The following is a 25,684-nucleotide window of genomic DNA, read 5'->3' as shown; positions in this document are numbered from 1 at the left end:
CTTCGTGGGACGAGAGCAACGGATCGTGCGAGATGATCCGTCACGACCCATCCCGATCATCGACCGGCCGAGGCCGGTCTGCCCATATTTCTGCAATTCCCGGGCCGCGCTCTCCATCGTCGTCCACCTCCACGCACTACCAAACCCTGTCAAGGTACGAGCGATCCGGCGAGACGTGTCACCGCGATGGTTTCTCGAGTTAGGCCGTCTGCGAGGGGCTCCCGCTCGAATTCGTCAGGGATCCCGTAGGACGGTCTCGATTCGAGTTACGCGGGCCTCGACGCGCTCCGACCTGCCCGACCTGCCGAAGCCAGGTCACGGCGTCCTCGAGCGACTCCCGGACGGGCCGAGGTGAGAGGCCAAGGGCCTCGAGGCTCCTCGAGGGGTCGAAATGCATGGTCCGCTGGGTCAGACGGACTCCCGTGACGGTGGCCTTCGGGGCCACGCCCGAGACGTGGTCGGCCCAGAATTCGCTGAAATGCGCGACCGCCAGGCCCAACGCGTAGGGAACTCGCCAACGTGGGACTGGAACCCCGGTCGACTCGGAGAGGACCCCCAGGAGGCCCGCCAAGGTCAAGTTCTCGCCGCCGAGCAGGTAACGACGGCCCGGTTCGCCGCGTTCCATCGTGCGGACAAGGCCCTCGGCCACGTCGCGGACGTCGATCAAATTGAGAGTGCAGTCCATCAAAGCGGGAAGTTTCCCCAGGCAGAAGTCACGGATCAGCCGAGTGGGAGGCGAGAGCCCTCGATCACCGGGGCCGACCGGCATCGTCGGGTTCCCGACCACGATGGGGAGCCCAGCCCGAGCCCGATCCATCGCTTCGTTCTCGGCCCGGAGCTTCGAGCGGCAGTACGGACCTACCGCATCCGAGAGGTCGACGACCACATCCTCGGCGATAGGGCCCGTCGCCCTGGCACACGTCAGGATGCTCTCGGTGCTCGTGTGCAGCACCCGCTCCGCACCGGCGGCGAGCGCCGCGTCGAGGACGTGGATTGTTCCTCGATAGTTCACCGCGTCGAATTCCGCACGGTCCCGGACCCAGAGATTCGGATTCGCGGCGAGGTGATATACCCACACCCCACCCTTCAACGCCCCTCCCACGGCCGCCCGGTCGCGAATGTCGGCCCGAACAACCTCCACCCCCGCAGGCAGATGCGAGACATCCGCCCCAGGCCGCTCGACCACCCGCACCCGACCCCCATCGGCCACAAGTCGCTCGACCAAATGGCTGCCGATAAACCCGGCGCCACCCGTCACGATCGTCAATGCGTCCATGCGGTCTCCTCGGCAATTCAGTCCATTTTTTGGCCACGGATTGAATACAGATAATAAAATCGAAATATTTAATTTTCGAAACAATTCAGAAATTTTAAATTTGACAACAGATTTATCTGTGTTTCATCCGTGGCTAAAAAATCCGAAGCTCCTATCGCACGCGATACAAATCCTGCCTCTTTCCCAGGGCCACCGGTGCGTCGAGCACTCCCCCATCGATGAGACGAGTGAATTCGCGAGGGGTGACGTACGGGGTGAAGCCGTAGTTTCCGGGAGAGCGGTATCGTTCGATCTCGAACCAGTCGACATAGACGTGGGTGATGCCCAGGTCCCGAAACGACTTGCGAACGTCTTCGGGGGAGGCCCCTTCGGTCAACGTCTGGAATGTCTCGTGGTTGAAGACCGTGTTATAGACGAGCGGGAACCGCACGTGGAAGACGGCAGCCTGGCCCACGAGCAGGATCTTGGAATGGGGCGGAACGTGAGACTCGAGCGAGGCGAGTGGGGGGTTGAGCATCTCGGGGACGCGCGTCCGGAGATCCTCGAGTGACGCGGTCCACTCGTTGAGCCCGGTCAATGCGGTGGAGACATACGCGAGGTTCGTCATCGTCGAGAGGCCGATCATCCCGAGGAGGATCGCCGACCACCCTCGGTCCCGGACCCAGTCGGCTCCCAGGCCGGCCAGGACGGCCATCGGCGCGAGCATCGGGAGCCAGAAGCGATCGAGCCGGTGAGTCAGGAGCCACCACGTCGCGAAGAGGTATGCCACCAGCCCCCAGACCACCAACACTTGGCGGCGTGTCGCCCGTTGCAGGAGCGAGAGGGGAGCGAGGGCCACATAAAGGGCCGACTGCCAGTCGGAACGGCCGGCGACATCGACGAGCGACGCGCCGAGGGCCCGGAGAGTGATCGGCTTGGGGCCGTGTCCCCGGGTCCATTTCGCATCCAGTTCCGCGTCCCAATGGCTGCCGCCGAAAATGCGGAAGGCGAGCGGATAGACGGGGTTGCCCGTATCGACAACGTTCTTGGCGAGCCAGGGGGTCATGACCACGGCCCAGCCTGCCACGAAGGCGAGGATACTCGACGGTGACCGTCCCCGGATCGACGCGGCCAGAGCAAACGCGCCGAAGGGGATGACCGCGGAAATCAACGCAGGGTATTTGCAGGCCATCGCCCCACCGGCGAGGAGCCCGACGAGGGCCCAGGAGCGGATTCGTGCCCGCGGGTCGGCCTCCTCCGGCCAGGCGCGGGCCGCGGCCCAAACGAGGGCCGCGTGGTAGTAGCAAAGCGGTCCCTCGACATAAGGGAGGACGCCGAGGCGATAGATCCAGGGGGTTGTCAGATAGACGACGGCGGCGACCCAACCCGCTCTCGGCGAGGCCCAAACCCTGGCCGTCAACGCGACCATGGCCGCACCTGCCGCCGCGAACGAGGCGATGAGCAACTGACCGACCAGGGCGCCGCTCCACCAGTCGTCGAAGACTTCCATGCCCAGCAAGTGGAGCATCTCGATGCTGAAGGGCATGCTCGTGTAGACGTTATGCGGAAGGAACGAGATGCGACCGGCCTGGAAATACTCCTTGGGCCCTTGCAGGTGGTACTCGATGGCGTCGAAATCGATCGTGGGCAGCATCGCCCCGAGGGCCATGAGCACGAGGAAAGGCCCGAGGATGAGGATCAGGCCCAGGTAGGGAAGTCGCGACGAGAAGTTGAGGCGGCCGACGTTCGCCTTCGAGCCCGGACTCTGACCGGAAACCTGACGATCGCCTCCCCGAAACCGGAGAGCGACTTCCGCGAGGATGAGCGCCCCCAGTCCGACCCGAATCGGCCACGGCGAGAGCGCTCCGAGGCGTCCGGCGATCAAGGTCCCGACTCCGAGACCGGTCGTCCCCAAACCGTATGCCAGCGGGACGATCTCGACCCGACGTAGCGACCTTCGGAGCCCTAAAACGCGGAGGGTGAGACACCCCAGGGCCACCGCCGCCGCGCCGATGTAGCCGGCGACGACGACGATCGGCAGCCGCTGCGGCAGATATTCGAGGTGGGACAGATCCCTGAGAGCCAAGCCGAGATACGACTGCCCAAAGCTCACCCCCGGGACGACCTCGGGAAGAAAACGCGCGGCGAAGATCCAGCGCCGGACCCTCGCACCGGTCTCGCTAGGCGGGACGTTGGGGAGGGGCTCGAACAGGTACCACCCGAACCAGGCGGTCTCAAGAATGGCCAGGAGGCCGATTAAGGTGTAGAGGAGGGGGCCCGACCTCGTCCTCGACTCCAACCTCACAGCATCGGCCCGATCAGCCATGGGGCGAACTCCTCCTCACCGACGCCCTGCTTCTCGCTCTTGGTGCTCTGGCCCCCGGCCACATCCAGGATCAGGTCGAACATCCGCCGACCGACGCTCTCGACCGATTCGCCCTCGAGGATCGTGCCCGCGTTCAAGTCCATGTCGTCGACCATGCGGTCGAACATCGGGGTATTCGTGGCGACCTTGATGCACGGGGTGGGCTTCAGACCCAGCACGCTCCCCCGACCGGTGGTGAAGACCAGGACGTTCGACCCACCCGCGATGAGGCCCGTGGTACACGCGGGGTCGTAGCCGGGCGTGTCCATGAAGACCAGGCCGGGGATGTCGACTCGCTCGGCATAGCCGACGACGTCGACGAGCGGGCTCGAGCCCGCCTTGGCGAGCGCCCCGAGCGACTTTTCATAGATGGTCGTCAGTCCGCCCTGCTTGTTGCCCGGCGACGGGTTGTTGTTGATCTCGGCGCCGAACACTCCGGCGTACCACTCCCACCACTTGATCCGATCGACGAGTTTCTCGCCCACCTCCCGACGCACGGCCCTCCGGGTGAGGAGGTGTTCGGCGCCGTAGATTTCGGTCGTCTCGCCGAGCACCGCGGTCCCCCCGTGCGCGACGAGCAGGTCGGCCGCGACCCCGAGCGCCGGATTCGCCGTCACCCCCGAGTTCCCGTCGGAGCCGCCGCATTCCATGGAGAGGTGGATCTTCGAGGCGGGCTGTTCGGAACGGACCCAGGCATTGGCCTCGGGGAGGAGTTGGTGGACCGCCGCGACGGCGGCCTCGACCGTCTTGGTGATCCCCCCCTGTTCCTGGATGTTCAGCATCCTCGGCCGAGCGGCCTCCGCCCCCGGGCTCCGGACGGCGCCCATGGCGACGAGGTCATGCGCCTCGACCAAGTGCTGGGCGTAGCTGACCTCGCATCCGAGGCCCACGATGACATAAGCGGCGATGTTCGGGTGGTTGGCGAAACCGGCCAGGACCCGCTCCAGCGTCGTGTGGTCGCCCCCCTGGAACGGCATCGCACATCCGCCCTTATGGGTGATCGCGAAGACGCCGTCGACGTTGGGGAAGTCCTTCCGCCACTCGTCGCCCCGAAACCGCTCGGAGATATACTTCGAGGTACTCGCCGAGCAGTTGACCGTGCTGATCACGGCGACATAGTTCCGGGTCCCCACGCGACCGTCGGGGCGGAGGTAGCCTCGGAAGGTCCTCGGGGTGATCAGAGGAGGTGTCGGGGGTGCTTCGGAGGCATAGGCGTAGTCGCGTTCGAAGAGGTCGGCCCGGACGTTGTGCTCGTGGACCCAGGCACCGGGCGGGATCGGCTTCGTCGCGAAGCCGATGATCTGCCCGTATTTGCGGACGGGCTCGCCCGGCGTGATCTCCGTCAGGGCGACCTTATGCCCGAGCGCGATCGGCTCGCGGACTTCCACCGGTCCTTGGCCGACCGTCAGGACGAACCCCTTCGGAATCGGCCGAGCGGCGACCGCAACATTATCATCCCCACGCAAGAGGATCGCTCGCTGCATCTCGGCCGCCATCGCCATGATGAACCCTAATCGATTTCTTCGATGCCTGTGCGTGCCCCTGACGCGGAGATCTCAGTTTAGTGCGTCCCCTCCACTTTGGGAAGAAAGACTGCCCCCCAATCCGACCGTCGCATTACGCTTCACCTCCCAGAGGGCCATCCGCCTCCGGAGACCGGCCCCCCTCCTCACCATTGCATGCTAAGGAGTTTCGGCGTCATCACGAAAGGTCACCGGCCGACGTCTCCTCGAGACTCCGTGCACTCGACGACTCGATCCGCTTGACGAATGTACCCCCCAAGACCGATCCCTCGGGATCGCCCCGTCTAACCTTTGGCGATTTCTCCGGAGAATCACATCTTTTAAATTAAAGAATGCGAGTTCGATGGGATTGTGGATTTATTCTTTAGCTCGAGCCCGAAGATCGAAGGATGGACTCTAACGTGGCCTGGCTTCGCCTGACGGCCCCTCGCCGCACCGTGGTCAGAGAGGGCGGACGAACGACTACGGGCACCCCAGCCCCTAGAGACGCTCCCCCCAGTTGGCCCGCCAGGGCGTCCGGATTTTCCGTAAGGACCTGGACGGGACCATCGAGGTCCGCAGCGACGGCAGGACCTGCCGCGTCGTCGCGCGGCACCTCGCGACCTGGGGGCCCCCGGCCGGAAAGGGCCAGCGGCGACCCCAGAGGGGCGGGATGTCGGGCTCGGCCAACATCAACACCGCGAGTCTAACCGAGCTCGAGGCATTACCAGGGATCGGGCCGAAGTGTCAGACAGAGATCCGGTCTCTGGCGAAGGCCGAATAGGTTCAAGGCATCGTGTATCGCGGTGAAGGATTTGACTGGATCGTGGGAGATATTTCAAATGGAGATAACAAGTGATTCCACGGAGTGGATTCCTAGAAAACGGAGATAGCAATGAGTGCCAGAATAGAAGTCTATCTAAATGTCCAGAGGCGGCGAGACCGAAACATCACGATCTCGCTGTCCTCCCTGGTTGGCGGTGTGGATACGGCACATGTCTTTGCTTAAAGGTTTTAAGGCCCCGACTTCCCTCGGCTCCCCAAGTCCTCGAGGGATCGTGCCGAACACGTAGAAGAGAGGATGGAGTAGCACACTCAACGAGGATTTCGGAGCACGCGAAAGGCAATCTCCTGATTTCCCGAGATCACCGACGCAATAGGCTCGCGACCTGGCGTCCTCTGGCGAGCAAACCGGGTCGTGCAGGAGGAATTCCTGGCCGGCAAAACATCGCCACTTCCCGTATACGCCCCGCCATTTCGAGGTGGGGCGAAACAACATCCATCCCTCGGTTGACCCGCAATGTGTGAGTCCAAATCCCGCCTGAGCCACTGACGCAGCGAAGCGCTTCCATGACCGGGCGGTGGAGCTAGAGCGGTTCAAACACGCGATGCGCACGGCGGAGGAAAACGGGGACTGGCTCCCGGCCGGGTTAGGCTGGGCCGCTCCCGGATCAACTCCGAGGCCGGGTGCCTGTCTCCATTTTCCGGGCCGTCGCCGTCCGCTGCGGCGGAAACGGGGACAGCCTTCACGCCGCCATTCTGGCGGCACCCGAAACCCATGCGCTCTAGTAGACACGCGACTCCGAGACGGTCGTGCCGAGGCCAAAGTCGTGGGAATACGAATCTCCTGTGGTCACTCGATGACGCCCAGAGCGGTCGACACCGCGCGCTGCACCCTCGGGTCGCGATCATCGAGCGCCCGCGTCAGCCCGGGGATCGCGGCCTTCGCGCGGGATCCGTGCCGCGTTAGCGCCTCGGCAACCGATGCGCGGATTTCGGGGTCCTCGTCGCCGAGCTTAGCGATCAAGTCCGGCAGCGTCTCCTTGTGGAACTTGCGGGATTCCTTGTCGATCGCCTCAGCGGCCATTCGGGCCGCGAACCTCAAGTCAGCGGCGCGGGAGCTGTCTCCGGCCAAGGCGCGGAGGGCGGGCAGCGCCTGGTCGGCCTCGAGGCCGAACTCGCCCAGGGTTCGGACGCTCCACACGGGGGTGGGGTGGCGTATGTCAAGGTCGCGGATCAGCACCGGCACAACCCGGCGAGCCATCTTCTGGCCCAACTGGATCAGGACATCGGCGGCCCTGCGTCGCACGCGATCATCTTCGTCCTCCAGGTAAGCCAGCAAAGCCCCCGCAATGGGCTCAGCGACCGTGAAATCCGGGTTGCGACGATACCAGTTGCCGTCCGAGGCGCGGAGGAAACAGTTCAAGGCGATGATGCCCGAGATTCGGACCTGGGGGTCGCGGTCGTCCATCGCCTCCAGGATTGCGGTCAGTGCCTCCGGCTCGTCGCGGTAAGCAAAGCCCAGGACCCACAGCGCGTCGGCCCGGTCGTCCGCGTCGACGACCGAGCGGAATCGGCCAACTGGCTGGCCTGTCGTCCTTGCCGCGTGCAGGAGGATGGCGAAGCCTTCCTTCGACCTGGCGTTGAGTTGTCTGGTCGAGCCCAGCCCGCTCGCCGCTCGCAGGCGGACGGTCGGATGAGGATCCCGCAGCGCCTCAGTGAGCGCCGCCTTGACAGGCCCCGCGAGCGACACATTGGGTTTCTGGTGCGCGGCGTCACGCTGAATAGCAACCGCCATCGCCTGCACCGCCGCCGCACGCACAGCCGGGTCGGCATCGTCGAGTGCAGTGAGCAATGACTCGATGAGGTCAGAATCTGATGCTCCGGAGCCAGTCAGCTCCCGGACGTCGGAGTCAATGATTTCTCGGATGGCCGCAATCTTCCCGTCGGCGTTGGCATACCGAATCTGGCGGGCGCGGGCGTAGGTCGGGTCGTAGACCCCGCGGCGATACAGGAACGCGGCCATAAACGTCGCGCACACGGCGACCAGAACGAGCATGTGCCAGACGCGGATCCTCGGAGCACCCATCGCCCACCCCCAGCTCGGCTAGCGGTGCGTTCGTAGCGGCCCGAGTGTAACCTCTGACGCTTGTCGTGTCCATGAGTTGTTGCTCGGTGCCTCCATGGTAGCGGTGGGTTCTGCCTCGTCGCGACGGCGTTTGACGAGGAGAGAAGTCGCTCCGACGACTGGGGCCAACTATGCTATCCGTGACGACGACGGTATGTGGATCGCCTACAACCAGGGGGGGGTTATGGCATAAATTTGCAAGCATCAAGAAAATCATTTTGCATTCCGGGTTTTGGCCAGTTATTTTGAGGAAGAATCCCCTTCCCAAAGCGCAAACTACTACGGCTCAATCTGGCTGATCATGAACTCCGCCGACCCCGCACGAATCATGAGGTCGATCTCGAGAGCATGCCTCATGCTCTTGGGATTGGTCCTGTTCGCGCCGGCCCAGGCGAATGCGGGGTGCAGCCATCGCGGTTTGACGAGCATCACGATGCCGGGAATGGATTCGCTTTCTGGCCTCGCGTTGCTCGACGCGACCGATGGCCGGGCGAAGACGGATCCTCCTCCTCGCGACCGGCCCTGCTCGGGGCCTACGTGTTCGAAGAACTCCGGCGTCCCCTACGTCCCGGCTCCCGTCACCTCCGTGCGGAGCGAACCGTGGTGCGAGACGTCGATGGTGCTCCGGCCGGTCACTCCCGACCTGGTCGATGAGCTTTCAGAGCTCGCCCTCCTGAACTCGGCGCCTGTCGGGTCCGCACTCGAACGTCCCCCTCGATCCCCCGCCTGACGTCCCTTCTCTCCAGATCGCCCGAGCAAACCATCGAGGTGGGGTCGGACCATTGGGTCTCCCCGAAGCCTGTCGCACGCCGCTGGGTTTTCCAGGCTTGCTGACGAGTCGAGGCATCGACACGTCGAGTGACCGGCCCGAGGATCCTCCCGTTCGGGTCAGCTCACCACCTCGCTCGCCTGGATACCGTTCTTCGACAATCGAACGCGGTGCCGACGCCGCTCCGAGTGTCATCGCCCAACGTCCGGGATCCGCCTCGATCTTGCCCAACCTCTCCCGGGGTGTGGTCGAGGGGCTGTCCATGCGATCGCCTTGTGCACGTCCATAGTTTCCTTGATCTGAACATCTCAAATCATTTTGATGAGAAAGAATCGAACGATGCGCCGCAATCGTACCGGTTTCACCCTGATCGAGCTATTGGTCGTCATCGCGATCATCGCCGTCCTCATCGCGTTGCTCCTCCCGGCCGTCCAGGCGGCCCGCGAGGCCGCTCGCCGCACCCAGTGCGTGAACAACCTCAAGCAACTCGGCCTGGGCTTGCAGAATTACCACGACTCGACCAACGCCATCCCCCTCGGCCGCACGCTCCAGGCGGGGACCTATCGGCCCTTCTCGCAGTTCGCGAGGATCCTCGGCTTCATGGAACAGAAGAATATCTTCGACACGCTCAACTTCTCCGTGAGCAGCTATGACCCCATGAACGTCACCGGCGCGGCGGCAAGCCTCAGCGTGTTCCTCTGCCCGAGCGACACTCCGACGCAAATTCCCCCGGGTCAGGTCCTGCCCGGATACGGCTGGGGTGGCGTCAACTACCGAGGCAATGAAGGGACCAGTGTAGCGATGTGGTATGGGGCCGACGACACGGCCGGCGTCAACACGGCGATCCTCGCCCCGAACGGGATCTTCCACAGCGACAACCTGGTCACGATCGCGACGATCACCGACGGGACGAGCAACACCGCCGCCTTCAGCGAGCACCTTCTCGGCGACTTCAGCAACTCGATCTCCACCCAACTCAGCGACACGTATGCCCCGGGGACTCACCCCACGACCTCGGACGAAGCCGTGGCGTTTTGCCAGGCGACCGACGTCAAGAACCTGACCCTTCAGGGGTATTCCAACGTCGGGGCCCCCTGGATTTACGGCTATCACTCGACGACCAGCTACTGGCACTCCTCCGCGCCGAATACGCTCTCGTGCATGTTCCCCCCGTCGCGGATCTCGACGACCGCCAACAGCCGGCACCCCGGCGGCGTCAACGTCGGGCTGGCGGACGGCTCGGTCCGGTTCGTCAAGTCGACCGTCAATCTCCAGGCCTGGCGCGCGCTGGGCACTCGCAACGGCGGCGAGGTCATCAGCGCCGACAGCTTCTAATGGCCTTTCGGCGTCACCCGATCCCCCGAAGTGGAGGGGATTCCGCGCCGGCGGCATCCCCGACCCGAGGAGTCGACAGACATGAGAATGCGACTGCGGTACGCCGGGCCCCTCTCGCTCGCCCTGGGCATGATCGCGAACCTTTCAGGTTGCGGAGGTGCGGCAGGATCCGCCGCCGACCCGATGCGGGCCCAGGAGGCCCTCCAGAAGGTGCTCGATGCGTGGAAGGCGGGTGAGACCCCCGAAGCCCTCGCGACTCGGACGCCTCCCATCCACGTCTCCGATGGCGACTGGCGGAGCGGCTTCCGCCTCGTTGGCTACAAGGCCATTGGGGAAGGCCAGCTCGTCGGCTACGACATGACGTATCCCGTCACCCTCGAGCTCAAGAGCCCCAAGGGCCGAGGCGTCGCCAAGAAGGCCGTTTACACCATCAGCACGAATCCCATGCTCCTCGTCCTCCGACAGGAAGGCTGAGCACGCCGACACGCGGACCATCACAATATCCAGGCACATCCATGAAGCGTATGGAGAACCGTCCGATGCGAACGAAGCCCTACCCGATCGCGGCCGGTTGCCTCTTGTTGGCAACCTACGCCCCAGGCGCTTCGAGCGCCGCCGAGACATCGCCGTCCGACAAGCCGACGCCGATCTCGCTGACCCGTCCTGAGTTGAAAGAACAGCTCGAACGTTCGAAGAAATCCCAGCCAAGGCTACCCCTTCCGCCACCGACGCAGGAAGAGATCGCCGCCGCCGAGAAGGCGAGGGCCGCTCAGAACCGGGGGCCGATGGGCGGCATCATCAACAATGGCCGGATGCGGAAGTTGTACCTGCCGGCGGAAGTGACCGGCGGCGGCTTCACGCGCGAGCCGGACCCGGCGATGACCCTGAGCAACACGTTCAAGACGATGTTCTTCTGGATCGTCTCACGGGCCAACAACTGCATGTACTGTCAGGGCCATCAAGAGGTCAAACTCGCTGGCGACGGCGTGACCGAGGACACCATCGCCGCCCTCGACGGCGACTGGTCCGAATTCACCCCCGCCGAGCGTGCGGCGTTCGAGTTCACTCGCAAGCTGACTTTCGAGCCCAACCACCTGACCAACGCCGACGTCGACCACCTTCGAAAGCACTACAAGGATCTTCAGATCCTCGAGATCATCACCGCGGTCGGCGGATTCAACGCCATGAACCGCTGGACCGGGGCCCTGGCGATCCCCCAAGAGGATCATCGCGAGTACCTGACCGCGACCCCCGAGAAGTTCAAGACGGTCCGAAGCCATAACGCGCCCCAGGTGATCAGTTCACCGAACGCGCCGACCTGTGCGAAGCCGGCCGATCGCGGGACGCTCGAATCCCGAGCCGAAGTGGACGCCGCCTTGGCGGCCTGCCGAAAGCGTGAAGCCCGATTGCCGCTGGCGACCGAGGCCCAAGCTCGCGCGGTGCTCCCCGAAGACTGGTCTGGCTCGGGTCCGCTCCCCGCCTGGGTCAAGCTCCTCGCCAACTTCCCCAAGGGGGGGAAGAACTGGGTGGGCATCGCCTATTACAGCCAGACCAAAGGACGCCTCAGCCCGAAGCTCAAGGCGGAGATCGCTTACGTCGCCGCCCGCAACGACCGCGCCTGGTATGCCCTCGGGCACGCACAGCAGCGACTCAAGGAACTCGGCTTCGACGACGCCTCGATCGACGCGCTGGATCACCCCGGCGACTCGATCCCCAAGGCCGAGCGCAACGTGATCGCTCTGGCCCGCAAGCTGACGGTCGACCCGGCCCTCATCACCGACACCGACATCGCCGGACTCCGCAAGGATTACTCCGACCGTGAGGTCGCCGAAATCGTCTTCCACGTGACCCAGGCGGCCTTCTTCGACCGGCTCACCGAGGCTGCCGGCCTCCCGCTCGAGTTTTGAACGTGATTCCCGAATCAGACCAACGCACAAGGCCCGCCCTCCGCGACGGAGGGCGGGCCTTTCGTCATGACATCTGGGGATTGTCGCCCGATTGGTCGACGGAGACCAGACGATCAAGGTCGCGGGACGAGCCGGTAAATCTTGCCGTCGAAGGCAAGGATGTAAAGCTCACCCGCGGCGTCCTCACCGAAGGCCGCGATGTTGAGCCGGGTCTTCTCACGCTTCTTGTCGATGATCTCGGCGTTCGCGACGGCCTTGCCATCCTTCTCGCGAAGGCCCCAGATCCGGCCCGTGTCGTAGTCGCCGTAGACGTAGACGCCCACGAGTTCAGGCAAGGCCTTGCCGCGATACACGTAACCGCCGGTGATGCTCTTCCCGTCGTCGGGCCGAGCGGCCGTGGGGGCGTGGGGGTATTCGACGATCGGCGGGCTGATCTTGCCGCTGGCACGCTCGATGCGCTGGCGGCGTTGGGGCTCGAAGGGGTGGAAGGCTTCCTTGATGCTCCAGCCGTAATTGCCGCCGTTCTCGATGATATGGACCATCTCATAGAGGTTCTGGCCCACTTCACCCGCCCAGAGCGCCCCCGTCTGGCGATCGAAGGTGAACTTCCAGACGTTCCGCAGCCCGATGCAGTAGACCTCGGGGGCCCACTGGGCAAACTTGGGAGAGCGCTTGGCGGGGTTGTCGGAGGGGATCCCGTAGGCCTTGCCGTCGGAGGGGTGGTCGACGTCGATCCGAAGGATCGAGCCGAACCAGTCCTTGGGGTTCTGGCCGGTCGTCAAGGGGTCGGCCGCGGCACCGCTGTCGCCGAGCGAGATGTAGAGCAATCCGTCGGGGCCGAACTCGATGCAGCCACCGTTGTGGTTCTCGAACGGGTCCTTCTCCGAGACCCAGATTCTCGTCTCGCTCTTGGGGTCGGCCTTGCGGGGGTCGTCCTTCGAGACGAGGAACCGAGAGACGACCGAGCGCCGTTCGCCCTTGTCGTTCGCGGAGTAGTAGACGAAGAACTGGCCGTTCTCTTTGTACTTGGGGTGGAAGGCCAAGCCGAGGAGCCCTTCTTCGTTACCTCGGTGGATCGGGTCGGGCAGCGTCAAGAACTCTTTCTTGTCGCTCGTGGTCTTGTCATTCGGGAACGAGAAGATCTTGGGCGTCTGCTGCTCGACGACGAAGAGCAGGCCGCTGCCGTCATTGGGATAGGCGAGGGCGACTGGGCGTTCGAACTTGAGATTCGGGAACGCGACTTCGGTGGTCAGGGCGGGGAGGGTCTGCGACTGCTGCGCCTCGACTCGGGGCGCAAACACCACTCCGAGTGCCAGGGCCAGGGCGAAGCCGAAGGAGGCACTCGACCGGAGAGGTCGCGGGGCGGGGGCGGGCATACCAGTCCTTTCCGAAGGAGTCGTCGGACGAGTCTCGAGCATCGCGGCCGGCGACGATCCGGCGGTGGCCCGAGACCCGGTGCACCTCGGGGGCGGGAGAATCCCCCTCCCGAGCCAGTAGACCGGATCGCAAGGCCGAGGTCAAACCTCCGAACGACCTTCCATGCTGCTGGACCCCATGCCCCGGCGCCATTATGCTGGCCTTTCGATCCATTCAAATCCAGAACTTTCCCCGCCGCACCAGTCGAGGCCTCGATGGCTACCTATCCGCTTACCGACCTCACGCACGACGTCTGGATTGATAGCTTTGATCTTAGTGCCTTCGACTTCGATATGCCGCCGGAGCCGGACTGGACCGTGATCAAGCGGACGTTGCGCGGCGGGCGGCGGCAAGGGGTCGACCTGATCCACGTCAACAACGGCGCACTCTCTTTCACGATCGTCCCGACCCGAGGGATGGGGATCTGGAAAGCCTGGTACCAAGGCGACCCGATCGGCTGGGATTCGCCCGTCAAAGACGGACCTGTCCACCCCCACTTCGTGAACCTCATGAATTCGGGCGGCCTGGGTTGGCTCGAAGGCTTCGACGGGTTGCTGGCCCGTTGCGGCCTCGAGAATAACGGCGCTCCGTACGGCACGAAGTCCGTGGACCCGGATGGCTCCGAGCGTCACACACTCCACGGCCTGCATGGCAAGATCGATTATCTCCCCGCGTCGTTCGTGGCCGTCCACATCGCCCACGATCCTCCCTACGAGATCACCATCGAGGGGCATGTCGAAGAGGCGAGGCTTTTCGGCCCCCAAATCCGGCTGGTCACGAAGATCACGACGACTCCGGGGTCGAATACGGTCAAGATCCACGACGAATTCGTGAACCTGAAAGACTCTCCCGGAGAGATGCAGATCCTCTACCACTGGAACTTCGGGTCACCGTATCTAAACGAAGGGTCGCGATTCGTCGCGCCGATCAAGGTGGTCGCCCCTCGCGATGCCCGAGCCCAGGAAGGCATCGACCACTTCGAACACTACGCCCGCCCCGAGCCCGGATTCGCCGAACAGGCGTATTTCGCCGAGCTCCACGCCGGCAAGGACGACCGGACCCTCGCCATGCTCCGCAACCAGGCCGGCGACAAGGGAGTAGTCCTCCGCTATGCGAAGAGCCAACTCCCCGCGTTCACCCTCTGGAAGAACACCGGCGGGCGCAAAGAGGGGTATGTGACCGGGCTCGAACCCGCCACCAACTACCCCAACCCCAAGCCGTTCGAGGCGTCGAAAGGCCGCGTCGTCGCCCTTGCCCCGGAAGGTCGCTACCTCACCGAGACGACGCTCGAAGTCGTCAGCTCAGTATCGGCCGTCGCCGGCATCGAAGCCGAGATCCGCGCCATCCAAGCGCAAGCCGCACCGGTCGTCCACCGGGCACCGACGCAGCCGTATTCACACGTGGATTGAAACCCCAACACTCCCGGCCGTCCCCGAACGGGACGGCCGGATCGGCTCTTCGATACTCCACTCGTCAGGCATTCTCGGGCAGCCAGACGGTCCGCTCAGGCCGGTGGACGACTCGCTTCGCCGCCCACCCGACGACGAGCAACAGCAGCAGCACGCCGACGGCAATCGAGCCATTCGTCCCCAGGATCCCGGCGATCGTGATCAGGATCCGCTGGAGCCCTCTGCGCCGGACGCCGTTGACTTCGACGTCCACCCCGGACGCAAGCTCGCCGGCCGTGTGGTAGATCAATCCCCAAATAATCCCGCCAACGACCCCGAGCAGGGCGGGCGGGATCAAGGCCTCGACCACGCCGATTTCTTCCTGGGCGGGTTGGTAAGTCCGGCCGGACCGGGCCAGGATCGTCCGGAGGATTTCATCGGCATTGTCCTCCGCCGGGGCGAACTCGACCTTCGGCGCCCCCTCGCCCTCTCCATGCAAGGTCAGCGAACTGTTCCCCGGACTGACGACGGCCTTCCCGATCGCGCGGACGTCGAGCGTCTGCTGCAGCTTCGCCTTCACCTCCGCCGGGTCTTGCCCTTGCCCCAAGGCGTCGAGGACCCCTTGCACCTTCCCCTTCAGCGTTATCGACATCCCCGACACCTTCAGGCTGCTGACCTCGTTTCCTCGCAGGATGAGGATATTGGCCCATTTCTCCTGGGTTTTGCACCAGATTTGCGTTTCCATCATGCACCTTGAACCGAGACAACCGAGCGTGCGAATCGGTCCCTAGCCGGACCATCCGAGGCCGGGGATTCGTCCAAGGGCACACTTTACCATCCCACCAGGCATGAATGAAACGCAGATTGGTTCAACCACTCAGGGTTTCGATCGAGTGGGCCATCAACGTTGAACGATTCTTGAAGACGACATGAGGACATGACCGAGCCCGAAGGCAGGACGACCTCGGTCAGGGGCGAGGGCGTGCGGCATGCTCGGCCCCGGGCGAATGAAGAAGGCGGAGGGCGTTCGCGGTGACCAGGAGACTGGTGCCAAGATCGGCCGCGATCGCCAGGCCGAGGCTCGCGTAGCCGAGTGTGGCGAGGATGAGGACCAGCCCTTTGGTGGCCAGGGCCAGGGCGATGTTCTGGCGGATCCGAGCGAGCGTTTTGCGGCTGTGTCGGACCAGCCAGGGGATTCCCTCGAGGTCGTCGGCCATCAGGACGATGTCGGCGGTCTCCAGGGCGGCACCGCTCGAGATTCCCCCGAGCGCGACGCTGACGCGGGCATTCGCGAGTGCCGGGGCGTCGTTGACGCCGTCGCCGACCATCCCGGTCGGCCCATGCCGAGCGTCGATGTCGGCGAGGGCCGAGACCTTGTCCGCGGGGAGTAGCCCCGCCCGATGCTCGTCGATCCCGAGTTCCCGCGCCATCTCCGCGGCGGTGGGCGAGTTATCGCCCGTGAGCATGACTACCTGGACGTCCAGCTCCTTCAGCTCCGCCAGGACCCGCGCCGCCTCGGGACGGGCCCGATCGGCGAGCCGGATCCACCCGAGGGGACCCGAGCGCGCGCTCAGGGCCACGGACGTCCCCGCATCGCGCTCGGCGTGGCCGAGCCTCGCGTGGAAATCCGGGGGGCAAAGCCCCGCCTCGTCGATGTAGCGATGACTCCCGATATGGTACTCGACCGATTCGATCCGACCCGAGGCCCCCAGGCCCGGCTGGGCCACGTAGTCGTCCGCAACCGGGACGCTGAGGCTCAGACCTCGGGCATGCCTGGCAATCGCCCGGCCGAGCACATGCTCACCGCGGTCACCCAACGCGGCGGCAATCCGCAAGACGTCCTCGTCGTCCTGGCCGTCGGCCGAGACGACCTCGACCACGTCGGGCTCGCCGCGGGTCAACGTCCCCGTCTTGTCGAAAGCCAGGGCTCGGAGTCGACCGAATTCCTCGAGGTACGCCCCCCCTTTGACGAGGATCCCGCGCCTCGCGGCCGACGCAAGCCCGCTGACGACCGCGACCGGCGTCGAGATCACCAACGCACAAGGACAGGAGATCACGAGCGAGACGAGTCCTCGGGCGAACCAGGTCCGCCAGACCTCGGCCCCGACCGAACTGCCCGAAGCGAGTTGAAACAGTGGCGGGACGAGCATGATGGCGAGTGCCACCACCATCACGGCCGGCGTATACGTTGCGGCAAATCGCCCGATCCGACGCTCGACCGGCGCGCGGACCGCCTGAGCCTCGCGGACCTGGGCGATGATCCTCGAGATGAGGGCGTCGCCGAGCGTCCCCGAGGCCCGCACCTCGAGCGCCCCTTCGCCATTCACGGTCCCGGCGAACACGGGGTCGTCCACCCCTCGCGAAACGGGGACCGACTCGCCCGTGATCGCCTTCTGGTCGACGCTCGACCGTCCGGTAACCACCGTCGCGTCGATCGGGATCCGCGCCCCCGGGCGGATTCGGACGCGGTCGCCGGCCTTCACCTCGCTGGCAGGGATCACCTGGACCTTCTCGTCGGGACCGACGAGCTCGGCCGTCTCAGGGGCGATCTCCATCAGCCTCCGCACGGCACGCCGGGCCCTGTCGAGGCTCAGGGCCTCGATCGCTTCCGAGAGGCTGAACAGGAACGCCACCGTCGCCGCCTCATCCCACTGCCCGAGCGCCAAAGCCCCCGCGACCGCCGCCGACATCAGCACGTGGATATCGAGCTTGAGCCCGGTCAGGCTCCGAAACGCCTTCGGGAAGAGCTCCGTCCCTCCCAAACCGATCGCGAGCAGGTACAAGACTCGGGCGATTTCGACTCGACCACCCAAGGAGTCGATCAGGACGCCCAAGAGAAGCGCGATCCCCGAGGCCCCCGTCGTGAGCCAACGGCCGTATCGCGGCCACCAATCGTCCTGGACGTCCGCCTCGCCGACGACGGACGCTCGCATCTTGGCGTGCTCGGAGATGCGGCCGACAAGCCGTTCCGGCGCGGTGGTGTCGACGTCATAGTCCACGGTCATCGTGCCGTGGATCAGGTCGAAGCCGAGCGAAACGACCCCCTGGTAGGCCTCGAGCGCGGCGCGAAGCGCTTCCATCTCGACAGGGCAGTCGAGTCCTTGGACTTTGAGCGTACAACGAGCCCGACGCATCTTGGCCCATCCTCTCGGCCACGGGAAGGACGAGCCGCAGGCGTCTTCGGCCCGAGCTCTCGCGGTATTCCTATTCCGACCGCTGCGGCCATTCCGGTCGCTCGGTCGCCTCCTCCGGAGGTACGTCGCCGCCCCGATCTAGTCCTTGAGACGACGCCCGAGGATCACCGAACGGACGACGCCCCAGAGGGCGCAATCCATTCGGTCCTCATTCGACGCATTATAGAGAAGAGTCGCGGTTTGCGAAAACGCGAGGTCGTCCCGTTTTGGTCGACTTGCCACGGTTCAAGTGCACCTGTTACCTTGGATCACGATCGGATCCCCCCGTGTCGAGCAACGAGGCCTGTATGCCCTTTTGGTACGTGATCCGCTACGGCCTGATGGGCCGAGTCGGCCGGTTCTCGTCGGAGTCCTCCGATTACCAACGCGGTCAGACTGTGGTCATCCGTTCCCATCGGGGGACCGAGCTCGGCGAAGTCCTCGTCTCAAGCCCCGCCCCCTCGCCGACCGACCCGACGTCGGCGTCCCCGGTCTCGGCCCAGATCCTCCACCTCGCCGACGATGAGGACTTCGAACGCGCGCAGCGGGCTGATGCCGATCGCTCCGGACGCTTCGACGCCTGCCGACGCGTCTTCGAGGACGGCACCTGGCCGCTCGAGCTTGTCGACGTCGAACCCCTGCTCGACGACCGCCGCACCGTCCTCCATTACCTCGGCCCGCACCGGCTCGACGTCGCCGGCCTCCTCGCCGCGTTCCGCTCGACCTGCAACCTCGACGTGATGCTCGAACCGGTCGGCCGCGACGCCCCGGAGCCCGAAGACGAGACGGACGAAACCCCCGAGGCCGAGCATGGTTGCGGCCAGGGGGGCTGCGGCTCAGGCGGAGGTTGCGGTTCCTCCCACGGCGGCTGCGGCTCCTGCAGCGTCAAGAAATTGGTCTCGGGCCGCAGCACGGCGATTCCCGGTTGAAAGCCCCTCCTCCCCGATCGTCCGTCGCGGCCTCAGGCCCGTGGAAACCCGACCCTCGGCCACGACGGATCGTCGCCGATCGGTTTCCTCAGCGAGCTCGAGGCGCCCTTCGATTCCCCTCCTCAAGCCGTTCTAATTTTGACAAATGAACGTGCCTTCCTTTTTCCCACAATTCGCGACCAAAGAAATCCGCAATTGTTTTCATTCTTTTATATTGAATGGCTTCTTCTTTAGTGAGTTGATTCGCATGGCTTTTCAGCATCAAATGTCCCTTTTCCTTCAGGAGCGAGCGAAGGGTCTCCTTGTCGGCCTCATATTCCAATTCTTCGATCTCCGCCTTCGCGCGAGAATCGGCGATTCTCTGCCGCTCTTCGGCGGCCAGCTCGGGAGTCTCCCCCTTGGGGACTCGAGGGGCTTCGACGGGTTTGCCATCCGTCGCGGCACTCGTTTCCTGTGCGGTGTCCCCTGGTTGGTTGGCCTCTCGCTTGGGAAGTTGGCCGAATCCGACGGTGACCATCCCCACCGCCAGCAAGAGTCCGCCCGCGCCCAAAACCTTCGAATGGCTCATCGTTCTCACCGTTCCCTTGACTAGGTTGAGGACCGACGGCGAGGTAATCCCCGCCGTCATGGTTCGTCCGGTCGCGAGACGGCTCGCGGCCCGAACGAGGGACGACCGCACCGCCACCGGGATTGCCGCCGAAACGATCTCGGAAGAGGCCAACGAGCCCGTGACGGCGAACGTCGGGGTGATTCCTCGACGGGTCAGGCGAATCCGAAGTCGCTCCCGGGCTCGATTCAGGCGGCTCTTGACCGTCCCAATGGGGCGCGCAAGAAGACGCGCCGCCTCGTCGTAAGAGAACCCTTCGAGGTCGCAAAGCACGACCGGACGCCGGTATCGATCCGGTAGACGATCGATCTCCTCGTGCAAGATCGCCTCGAGCTCGGCGCGAGCCTCGATGTCGTCTGATTCCACGGGAATCTCGATCGTGCCCGTCTGGCCTTTGCGCCTTCGATCGGCAGCGATCTTCGCGTGGGTGGCCACGCGATAGGCAACGCGATGGAGCCAGGGCCCCAGCGAATCCTCGATCCAAACGGACCTCTTCTTGAAGACAAGGATGAGGAAGGTGGCCTGGAACGCGTCCTCCGCCTCGTGAGAGTCGCGAAGGACCCTCCGACAGGTGTTCAAGACCATCGGCCCATGCCGCTCGACCAGGGAGTTGAACGCCAACTCCGAGGCGTCGCCAGCATCGGACCGGAAATGCTCCAAGAGCTCGCCGTCCGACCGGGCCGCGACCCTTCCCACGCCGAAGAGAGTTCGCAGGTATCGCGTCGGGGTCTCCCTTCGATCGTGCATCATGGGTCAGGAACTCGCTTCGGCTCGCGTAAGATCGTCCTTCGGATAGAAAGAGGCGAGACCGCGAAATGTTCCCGATTTCTCGAAGATCGCCGAGCCGCTTTGGCCGCATAAGGAAGAAGGGCGGCGAGACCAACCGGAACTTCTCCCGATTCGATCCTGCCGCCCCTTGGATTGGCCGGTTCGCTCGTGGCGAGGCGTTCGCGAGGTCGTTCCCGTTCTTATCGGGCCGGACCCTCGAACAGGAGCTTGCCGTAGTCCTCGTAGCGGTGGAAGCTCGGCTGGGTCAACGGGGCCGAGCTCATGAGGATCGGGTCGGTCCCGTCCGGACCGTAGTCGTAGCGGCAGAGGGCGAAGTTCCAGGTCGCGCCGGCCTTGGGCCGACCGCCGGTGGGCGAGAAGGCCGACCAGGGGATCCGACCTTCGACGGTCCACCCTTTGTCCTTATCGCCGGGCTTGTCGAGAGTCCCGTCGACGACCGCCACCGCGACGAAACCGTGGGGGGGGAGTGCGGCCAGCTTGTCGAAGTCGAACCCTCGCTTCGGGATCGGCAGCTCGAGGATGACCGACTTCGGGTTCACCTGGAACTCGTAATACTCCGGCCGATTCGCGTTCGGCTTGAAGAAGAGCTCGAAGACATCGCCGTCCCAGAGGTGGTCATTCCGCTTGTCGCCGAAGGCCCGCATCTCGGCGTCGGTCATGCTCGCGGTGAAATAGAACGCATCGGCGTCCCAGAGTAGTCGGGCGCGAGTCCCCGTGCCGGTGTCGGTGTTGCTCCAGAACGCCGGGAATTTGTCGATCACTTGCGCCTTTTCCCAGACCGCCTCGTCGGGCTTTCCGTCGATCTTCGGGGCCGACGCTGTCCAGCGACAGATGGCTTCCTTGGTCGCGGGGACCTCCTTCAAAGCGGACTTCACCTTCGAGGAGACCTGCTCGGCGAGGGCCAGGGAGCCGGCCTTGGTGAAGTGGACCCCGTCGGCGACGATCGCCCCCTCGGCCCCGATCCGCTCGACCACGCCATGCAGGTCGTCGATCTCGACCGCAGGGGCGGCCTTCATCACCTCGAGCGCCACCTTGTTGTACTCGCGGACATCCGCCTCGTGGCGCGAGAAGACCTTGTTCGCCTGGTGCCGAGCATCGATCACGGGCGTGGTCGTCGCGAAGATCAGCCGTGCCGAGGTCTTGCCCTTGAGCCGGGTCACGACCTTCTCGAGGTTGGCCCGGTAGGCGTCGAGCTCGACCTGGTGCCTCCCGGACTCACGGTCGGTCTTCAGGTCGTGCAAGCCGGCGTTGAAGTGGATGACCGCCGGCTTCGGGTCGACGGCCCATGCGTCGAGATGCTTGAGGACGTTGCTACTGTCGCCACCGTTCTCGGGCACGCTGATCACGGTCGCCACTCCCTTGAGTTGCTCGGCGACCATCGGCGCGTAACCCATTCGGATCGAGTCACCGATCAAGACAACCACCGGCGTCGAGGACGTGTCGCCCTGGACGGTTCCGTTCGCGGCGATCGCCGCCAAGGCAGAGACGATGGGGAGGAAGGCGAAGCGGCGCGAGTGTTTCATGATGGGATAGCCTCACCATTTCGCGGGACGTTGAAGGCGATGTCGAAATGACCCCGGACAGGATAGTTCACCCCAAAGCGCCGGGCAATCGTCGAGGCTGCGGGAACCGAACATCCCTTCGAGACCGTTCAGACGGATGTCCGTGTTGACCAATCCGGGGACCTGGACCAGAATTCGGCGCGAGAAACGCCTTGTCGGTGCGTGCCGACAGGTCGAGGGGTCCTCTCAAACGGAGCCGGCAAGGATGCCCGATCGACGCGTCGCCTGGGGATTGATCGCGCTGGCGGTCGTGGCCCGATCGGCCCTGGTTTTGGTTCTCCAGAGCCACCACGTCCCGAACAGCACCTACGAGCACGGCGAGATCGCGGCGAACCTGCTCGCCGGGCGGGGCTTCTCCACCCGATTCCTCGGCGCCGAGGGGCCGACATCGCAGCAGGCCCCCGTCTATCCGGCCCTCGTAGCTGGGGCCTACGCGCTAGGTGGGGTAGGGACGCCTCGCTCCCTCCTGTTCCTCGAGCTCGGCCAGTCGCTCCTCGGCGGGTGCCTCGTGGCGAGTGTCCTTATGCTCGCGCACGAGGTTCTCCCAGGCCGGACGTGGACCGCCCGGCTCGCCGGACTGATCGCGGCGGTACATCCTTCGCTCGTGTACGCCGCCACCCATGTCCAGGTCGCGTTACTCGCCGCGGCAGGGCTCACGGCCACGCTCGCCTGGGGATATCGCACCGGGCGGACGGGACGTCTTCGCGACGCGGTCGTCTGCGGTGGCTTACTCGCATTCCTCGCCCTGACCGACCCAATCCTGGGACTCGCGGGGGCGGGAGTGGCCTGGGCCATTTTCCAGGGCAGGGGGCTTCGTCCGGCGATTGGGCCCCTGGTCACGGTCCTCGTGGTCGCGGGGCTCGGCGTAGCACCCTGGATCGTCCGCAACGCCCTGGTCCACGGCGAGCTCTTCTTCGTCAAGAGCTCGTTCGGCTACGCCTTCTGGCAGGGCAACTGCTCGTTGAGCGAGGGGACCGATAAGGTCGTCCGCCCCTCCGTCGAGGTCGCACTGAAAGGCCCTCGTGGCAGCCTCCGAGCGATGAATCAATCCCTCTGGGAAGCCCGGCACCAGGCCGGATATATCGACGACATCGCCCTGTCGGCGGCCGACTACCGCGAGCTATCCCAGGTGACCGAGCCCGAGCGTTCTCGCATCTTGTTCCGTCGAGCCCTGGTCGACCTCCGCGCGGCCCCTTGGCGATACGTCCGGCTGTCGGTCCGCCGGCTCCGCTACTTCGTCCTCTTCGACGAGACCAACCCGAAGACCCGGAACCTGATCTATCGATCAAGCCACCTCGCGTTGACCTTGGGAGCGTTTGTGGGGTTCTGGCTTGCCCCCTACAATGTGAAACGGCGACTCGGGCCCACCGTCTTGACGGCGGCCCTCATCGCCACGTTCCACAGCCTCACGATCGTCTCCGCCCGCTTCCACATCCCGATCGAGCCCTTGTTGGCCCTCTGGACAGGGGCAGGGGCTTCGAGCTGGGTCGGTTCGATCGCGACTCAGCCCCGGCTACTGACCACGTCGAAGGCGTCGGCGTCGAATTCGGGCTTGGTGAAGGTATAACCCTGGGAGTTGGCCCGATTCGCTAGCCTCGAAAAGTGGACCCAGGCGATGGTGGTTCCGCCCAGGACGCCCATACCGGCCACGATCATACTCGTGAACCAAATCAGCTCGCCCATACCTCTCATCTCTTCGCTCGCGGCCCAGGCGAGGACGAACAACCCAAGCGGCTGAAAGACCCCAAGGGCGACGCTGATCCGGGGCGCCGACCACCACGACTCATCGCCGAGGTGATTCCGGCCGAGCTCCATCGCCCGAATCCGTTCCCGATGCTCGAGCTCGCGCACGAACCGCCGATGTTTCATCCAGAGAGAGATCGGGACGATGATGATGGGGATCGACATCGCGAAGATCGGGATGATCAGAGGGTCGATGGAGGAGTGCATGAATAAGGTCCATCGCGTGACAACGTGAGTAGATGAAAGCGGGCGACCTCGACAAGGCACTCGCCTTCAAAAGTCCGGAGGAGTTGCCCCCTCACATTCGCGGATTATCGAATTTCCAGGCCCGTCGGGGAAGGCTTCATTGGTAGAGTGGGGCCTTCCCAACCACCAATCCGAGTTCTCGCACCGAGACCTTGCTCCGGGGGCAACCACGATGGCTCGCGACCACCTTTTGGCGATCGACCAGGGGACGACCAGCACCCGCGCCCTGGTTTACGACAACCGGTTGCGGCCGATCGGTCAAGCCCAGGCGGAGGTCCTCCCAACGTATCCCCGATCGGGATGGGTTGAACACGATCCCGCGGCCCTCGTCGACTCGATCGGCCCGCTCGTCACCCGAGCCCTCGCAGAGTCAGGTCTCGTCGCCGACCGGATCGCCGCGATCGGGCTCACCAACCAACGCGAGACCACCGCCATCTGGGATCGCCGGACGGGACAGGCGATTGGGCCGGCCCTCGTCTGGCAGGATCGTCGGACGTCGAAGTTCTGCGAAGAGCATCGGGACCGTCGCGGTTGGCTTGCGGAACGGACAGGGTTGGTCCTCGACCCGTACTTCTCCTCCACCAAGATCGCCTGGCTGCTCGACAATGTCCCGGGCGCCCGCCAGCGTGCCGAAGCTGGCAAGTTGGCTGCGGGGACTGTCGACAGCCTGGTGATCTGGCATCTGACGGGGGGGCGTCGATTCGTAACCGACGTGACCAACGCGTCTCGGACGCTGCTGATGGACCTCCGAAGCTTGCGCTGGGCCGATGACCTCTGTGAGTTCTTCGCCGTCCCTCCCGGGATATTAGCGGAAATCCTGCCGAGTTCCGGGGAGTTCGGGCGTACCCTCGGCCTCGACTATCTCCCCGACGGCCTGCCGATCATGGGTGTGGCGGGCGACCAGCAGGCGTCGCTCGTCGGCCAGGGCTGCCTCGCCGAAGGCCAGGCCAAATGCACGTACGGCACCGGGGCCTTCCTCCTCGCCCACACCGGCTCTACGATCGTCCCTTCGACCCGAGGGTTGGTCACGACCCTGGCGGCGACCTTGGGAGAAGGGCCGCCGCAATACGCCCTCGAAGGGAGCGTCTTCGTCGCCGGTGCGGCCGTGCAGTGGTTCCGCGACGGCCTCAAGGCCGTGGGGGCGGCCCCCGAGATCGACACCCTCTCCCACGACGCCGATCCCAACTCGGGCGTCCTCTTCGTCCCCGCCCTGACCGGCCTGGGCGCCCCCCACTGGGATCCCGAAGCCCGGGGCACGATTTTCGGCCTCACCCGCGCGACCACCATTGCCGACCTTGCCCGCGCGACGCTTGAAGGGGTCGCCTACCAGATCGCCGACCTCATCGACGCGATCAACGCCGACCTCTCCACTCCGCTGGCCGACCTCCGCGTCGACGGCGGCATGGCCCGCTCCGACCCGTTCCTCCAGTTCCAGGCCGACCTCCTCGGACTTCCCCTGCGCCGGAGCCCCCAGACCGAATCCACGGCATTGGGTGCCGCCCTCCTCGCCGGCCTCGGCGCCGGCCTCTGGCCCGACCCCGCATCCGCCGCCGAACTCCTCCAGGCCGGCTCCCACGCGTTCCAACCGGGCCGCGACCCCGCCTGGCGAGCCGCAAGCCTCGGCCGTTGGCAGCACGCCGTCGCCACCGTCCGGGGGCACTATCGAGAATGAATTATCGGGCAGGCGACAGTTCCGGTCCGATCCGCAACAAATGCTGGGGCTCAGGACATCGGTCATTCTGGCGGGGCAAGAGTGCCCCTCCAGAATGAGCACTAGATATCAGTGAAAT

The 25,684-nt window shown here is 64.9% G+C and carries 19 protein-coding genes and 1 pseudogene; 9 read left to right on the top strand and 11 right to left on the bottom strand.

The window, feature by feature from the left end; all coding sequences use genetic code 11:
* Positions 1-199: 199 nt before the first annotated feature.
* The 3 genes from ACYOEI_RS11840 to ACYOEI_RS11830 form a co-directional block, all read right to left on the bottom strand.
* Complete coding sequence (locus ACYOEI_RS11840; protein WP_462849726.1) at positions 200-1,276, bottom strand: NAD-dependent epimerase/dehydratase family protein; 1,077 nt, start codon at positions 1,274-1,276, stop codon at positions 200-202.
* 151 nt (positions 1,277-1,427) lie between these two features.
* The gene (locus tag ACYOEI_RS11835) at positions 1,428-3,581 is read right to left on the bottom strand and encodes a glycosyltransferase family 39 protein (protein WP_462849724.1); all 2,154 of its coding nucleotides are present in this window, start codon (positions 3,579-3,581) and stop codon (positions 1,428-1,430) included.
* Positions 3,557-5,122 carry a UxaA family hydrolase gene (locus ACYOEI_RS11830; RefSeq protein WP_462849722.1) on the bottom strand — a complete coding sequence of 522 codons (1,566 nt, stop codon included), beginning with the start codon at positions 5,120-5,122 and terminating at the stop codon, positions 3,557-3,559. Before ACYOEI_RS11830 ends, ACYOEI_RS11835 begins: the two co-directional genes overlap by 25 nt.
* A 673-nt stretch (positions 5,123-5,795) precedes the next feature.
* Here ACYOEI_RS11830 and ACYOEI_RS11825 point away from each other — a divergent pair.
* Positions 5,796-5,906 carry a ComEA family DNA-binding protein gene (locus ACYOEI_RS11825; RefSeq protein ID WP_462849919.1) on the top strand — a complete coding sequence of 37 codons (111 nt, stop codon included), beginning with the start codon at positions 5,796-5,798 and terminating at the stop codon, positions 5,904-5,906.
* 849 nt (positions 5,907-6,755) lie between these two features.
* Here ACYOEI_RS11825 and ACYOEI_RS11820 read toward each other — a convergent pair.
* Positions 6,756-7,961, bottom strand: a complete 1,206-nt coding sequence (locus ACYOEI_RS11820) for a HEAT repeat domain-containing protein (RefSeq protein ID WP_462849720.1) — start codon at positions 7,959-7,961, stop codon at positions 6,756-6,758.
* A gap of 424 nt (positions 7,962-8,385) precedes the next feature.
* On the opposite strand from ACYOEI_RS11820, the gene ACYOEI_RS11815 reads away from it, so the two are divergent.
* The 4 genes from ACYOEI_RS11815 (at position 8,386) to ACYOEI_RS11800 (ending at position 12,041) form a co-directional block, all read left to right on the top strand.
* Positions 8,386-8,760, top strand: coding sequence for a hypothetical protein (locus ACYOEI_RS11815; RefSeq protein ID WP_462849718.1), 375 nt, complete (start codon positions 8,386-8,388; stop codon positions 8,758-8,760).
* Positions 8,761-9,138: 378 nt separating this feature from the next.
* Positions 9,139-10,134, top strand: coding sequence for a DUF1559 family PulG-like putative transporter (locus ACYOEI_RS11810; RefSeq protein WP_462849717.1), 996 nt, complete (start codon positions 9,139-9,141; stop codon positions 10,132-10,134).
* Between the two features lie 81 nt (positions 10,135-10,215).
* Entirely contained in the window at positions 10,216-10,608 is a 393-nt protein-coding gene (locus ACYOEI_RS11805) for a hypothetical protein (protein ID WP_462849715.1), read from the top strand.
* Between the two features lie 65 nt (positions 10,609-10,673).
* On the top strand, positions 10,674-12,041 hold the full coding sequence (locus ACYOEI_RS11800) for a carboxymuconolactone decarboxylase family protein (RefSeq protein ID WP_462849713.1): 1,368 nt from the start codon (positions 10,674-10,676) through the stop codon (positions 12,039-12,041).
* Positions 12,042-12,154: 113 nt separating this feature from the next.
* On the opposite strand, the gene ACYOEI_RS11795 is transcribed toward ACYOEI_RS11800, so the two are convergent.
* On the bottom strand, positions 12,155-13,417 hold the full coding sequence (locus ACYOEI_RS11795; protein ID WP_462849711.1) for a PQQ-dependent sugar dehydrogenase: 1,263 nt from the start codon (positions 13,415-13,417) through the stop codon (positions 12,155-12,157).
* A gap of 255 nt (positions 13,418-13,672) precedes the next feature.
* Here ACYOEI_RS11795 and ACYOEI_RS11790 point away from each other — a divergent pair, with 255 nt between their 5' ends.
* Positions 13,673-14,866 (top strand): aldose 1-epimerase family protein, encoded by a 1,194-nt coding sequence (locus ACYOEI_RS11790; RefSeq protein WP_462849709.1) that lies wholly within the window; start codon positions 13,673-13,675, stop codon positions 14,864-14,866.
* A gap of 64 nt (positions 14,867-14,930) precedes the next feature.
* Here the strand turns inward: ACYOEI_RS11790 and ACYOEI_RS11785 are convergent, their stop codons facing one another.
* Both ACYOEI_RS11785 and ACYOEI_RS11780 read right to left on the bottom strand, forming a co-directional pair.
* The gene (locus ACYOEI_RS11785) at positions 14,931-15,593 is read right to left on the bottom strand and encodes a hypothetical protein (RefSeq protein WP_462849708.1); all 663 of its coding nucleotides are present in this window, start codon (positions 15,591-15,593) and stop codon (positions 14,931-14,933) included.
* Positions 15,594-15,813: 220 nt separating this feature from the next.
* Complete coding sequence (locus ACYOEI_RS11780) at positions 15,814-17,979, bottom strand: heavy metal translocating P-type ATPase (protein WP_462849707.1); 2,166 nt, start codon at positions 17,977-17,979, stop codon at positions 15,814-15,816.
* A 347-nt stretch (positions 17,980-18,326) separates the two neighbouring features.
* Between ACYOEI_RS11780 and ACYOEI_RS11775 the strand changes: the two genes are divergently transcribed.
* Positions 18,327-18,947 carry a PSP1 C-terminal domain-containing protein gene (locus ACYOEI_RS11775; protein WP_462849706.1) on the top strand — a complete coding sequence of 207 codons (621 nt, stop codon included), beginning with the start codon at positions 18,327-18,329 and terminating at the stop codon, positions 18,945-18,947.
* Positions 18,948-19,035: 88 nt separating this feature from the next.
* Here the strand turns inward: ACYOEI_RS11775 and ACYOEI_RS11770 are convergent, their stop codons facing one another.
* From ACYOEI_RS11770 to ACYOEI_RS11760, 3 genes and pseudogenes are all read right to left on the bottom strand, one after another.
* A complete protein-coding gene (locus ACYOEI_RS11770; protein ID WP_462849920.1) occupies positions 19,036-19,515 on the bottom strand; it encodes a hypothetical protein in 480 nt (159 codons plus the stop codon).
* Between the two features lie 210 nt (positions 19,516-19,725).
* Positions 19,726-20,301: pseudogene (locus tag ACYOEI_RS11765) on the bottom strand (RNA polymerase sigma factor); the annotation flags it as partial.
* 221 nt (positions 20,302-20,522) lie between these two features.
* Positions 20,523-21,866 (bottom strand): sugar-binding protein, encoded by a 1,344-nt coding sequence (locus ACYOEI_RS11760; protein ID WP_462849705.1) that lies wholly within the window; start codon positions 21,864-21,866, stop codon positions 20,523-20,525.
* Between the two features lie 244 nt (positions 21,867-22,110).
* Between ACYOEI_RS11760 and ACYOEI_RS11755 the strand changes: the two genes are divergently transcribed.
* On the top strand, positions 22,111-23,472 hold the full coding sequence (locus ACYOEI_RS11755; protein ID WP_462849703.1) for a hypothetical protein: 1,362 nt from the start codon (positions 22,111-22,113) through the stop codon (positions 23,470-23,472).
* Here the strand turns inward: ACYOEI_RS11755 and ACYOEI_RS11750 are convergent.
* Entirely contained in the window at positions 23,409-23,855 is a 447-nt protein-coding gene (locus ACYOEI_RS11750; protein ID WP_462849701.1) for a hypothetical protein, read from the bottom strand. The two genes, ACYOEI_RS11755 and ACYOEI_RS11750, sit on opposite strands and share 64 nt — an antisense overlap.
* A 211-nt stretch (positions 23,856-24,066) precedes the next feature.
* On the opposite strand from ACYOEI_RS11750, the gene glpK reads away from it, so the two are divergent.
* A complete protein-coding gene (glpK, locus tag ACYOEI_RS11745; RefSeq protein ID WP_462849700.1) occupies positions 24,067-25,566 on the top strand; it encodes a glycerol kinase GlpK in 1,500 nt (499 codons plus the stop codon).
* Positions 25,567-25,684 lie beyond the last annotated feature (118 nt).

The organism is Singulisphaera rosea, from assembly GCF_054877945.1.
The sequence above is the reverse complement of the archived record's forward strand: the minus strand, read 5'-3'. Positions and strand labels throughout refer to the sequence as shown.

Coding starts and splice junctions, on each gene's coding strand:
- glpK (WP_462849700.1), top strand. CDS start 24,067: ATGGCTCGCGACCACCTTTTGGCGATCGACCAGGGGACGACCAGCACC.
- ACYOEI_RS11760 (WP_462849705.1), bottom strand. CDS start 21,866: ATGAAACACTCGCGCCGCTTCGCCTTCCTCCCCATCGTCTCTGCCTTG.
- ACYOEI_RS11780 (WP_462849707.1), bottom strand. CDS start 17,979: ATGCGTCGGGCTCGTTGTACGCTCAAAGTCCAAGGACTCGACTGCCCT.
- ACYOEI_RS11810 (WP_462849717.1), top strand. CDS start 9,139: ATGCGCCGCAATCGTACCGGTTTCACCCTGATCGAGCTATTGGTCGTC.
- ACYOEI_RS11800 (WP_462849713.1), top strand. CDS start 10,674: ATGCGAACGAAGCCCTACCCGATCGCGGCCGGTTGCCTCTTGTTGGCA.
- ACYOEI_RS11770 (WP_462849920.1), bottom strand. CDS start 19,515: ATGAGCCATTCGAAGGTTTTGGGCGCGGGCGGACTCTTGCTGGCGGTG.
- ACYOEI_RS11750 (WP_462849701.1), bottom strand. CDS start 23,855: ATGCACTCCTCCATCGACCCTCTGATCATCCCGATCTTCGCGATGTCG.
- ACYOEI_RS11815 (WP_462849718.1), top strand. CDS start 8,386: ATGCTCTTGGGATTGGTCCTGTTCGCGCCGGCCCAGGCGAATGCGGGG.
- ACYOEI_RS11795 (WP_462849711.1), bottom strand. CDS start 13,417: ATGCCCGCCCCCGCCCCGCGACCTCTCCGGTCGAGTGCCTCCTTCGGC.
- ACYOEI_RS11755 (WP_462849703.1), top strand. CDS start 22,111: ATGCCCGATCGACGCGTCGCCTGGGGATTGATCGCGCTGGCGGTCGTG.
- ACYOEI_RS11830 (WP_462849722.1), bottom strand. CDS start 5,122: ATGGCGATGGCGGCCGAGATGCAGCGAGCGATCCTCTTGCGTGGGGAT.
- ACYOEI_RS11820 (WP_462849720.1), bottom strand. CDS start 7,961: ATGCTCGTTCTGGTCGCCGTGTGCGCGACGTTTATGGCCGCGTTCCTG.
- ACYOEI_RS11785 (WP_462849708.1), bottom strand. CDS start 15,593: ATGATGGAAACGCAAATCTGGTGCAAAACCCAGGAGAAATGGGCCAAT.
- ACYOEI_RS11775 (WP_462849706.1), top strand. CDS start 18,327: ATGCCCTTTTGGTACGTGATCCGCTACGGCCTGATGGGCCGAGTCGGC.
- ACYOEI_RS11805 (WP_462849715.1), top strand. CDS start 10,216: ATGAGAATGCGACTGCGGTACGCCGGGCCCCTCTCGCTCGCCCTGGGC.
- ACYOEI_RS11825 (WP_462849919.1), top strand. CDS start 5,796: ATGTCGGGCTCGGCCAACATCAACACCGCGAGTCTAACCGAGCTCGAG.
- ACYOEI_RS11835 (WP_462849724.1), bottom strand. CDS start 3,581: ATGGCTGATCGGGCCGATGCTGTGAGGTTGGAGTCGAGGACGAGGTCG.
- ACYOEI_RS11790 (WP_462849709.1), top strand. CDS start 13,673: ATGGCTACCTATCCGCTTACCGACCTCACGCACGACGTCTGGATTGAT.
- ACYOEI_RS11840 (WP_462849726.1), bottom strand. CDS start 1,276: ATGGACGCATTGACGATCGTGACGGGTGGCGCCGGGTTTATCGGCAGC.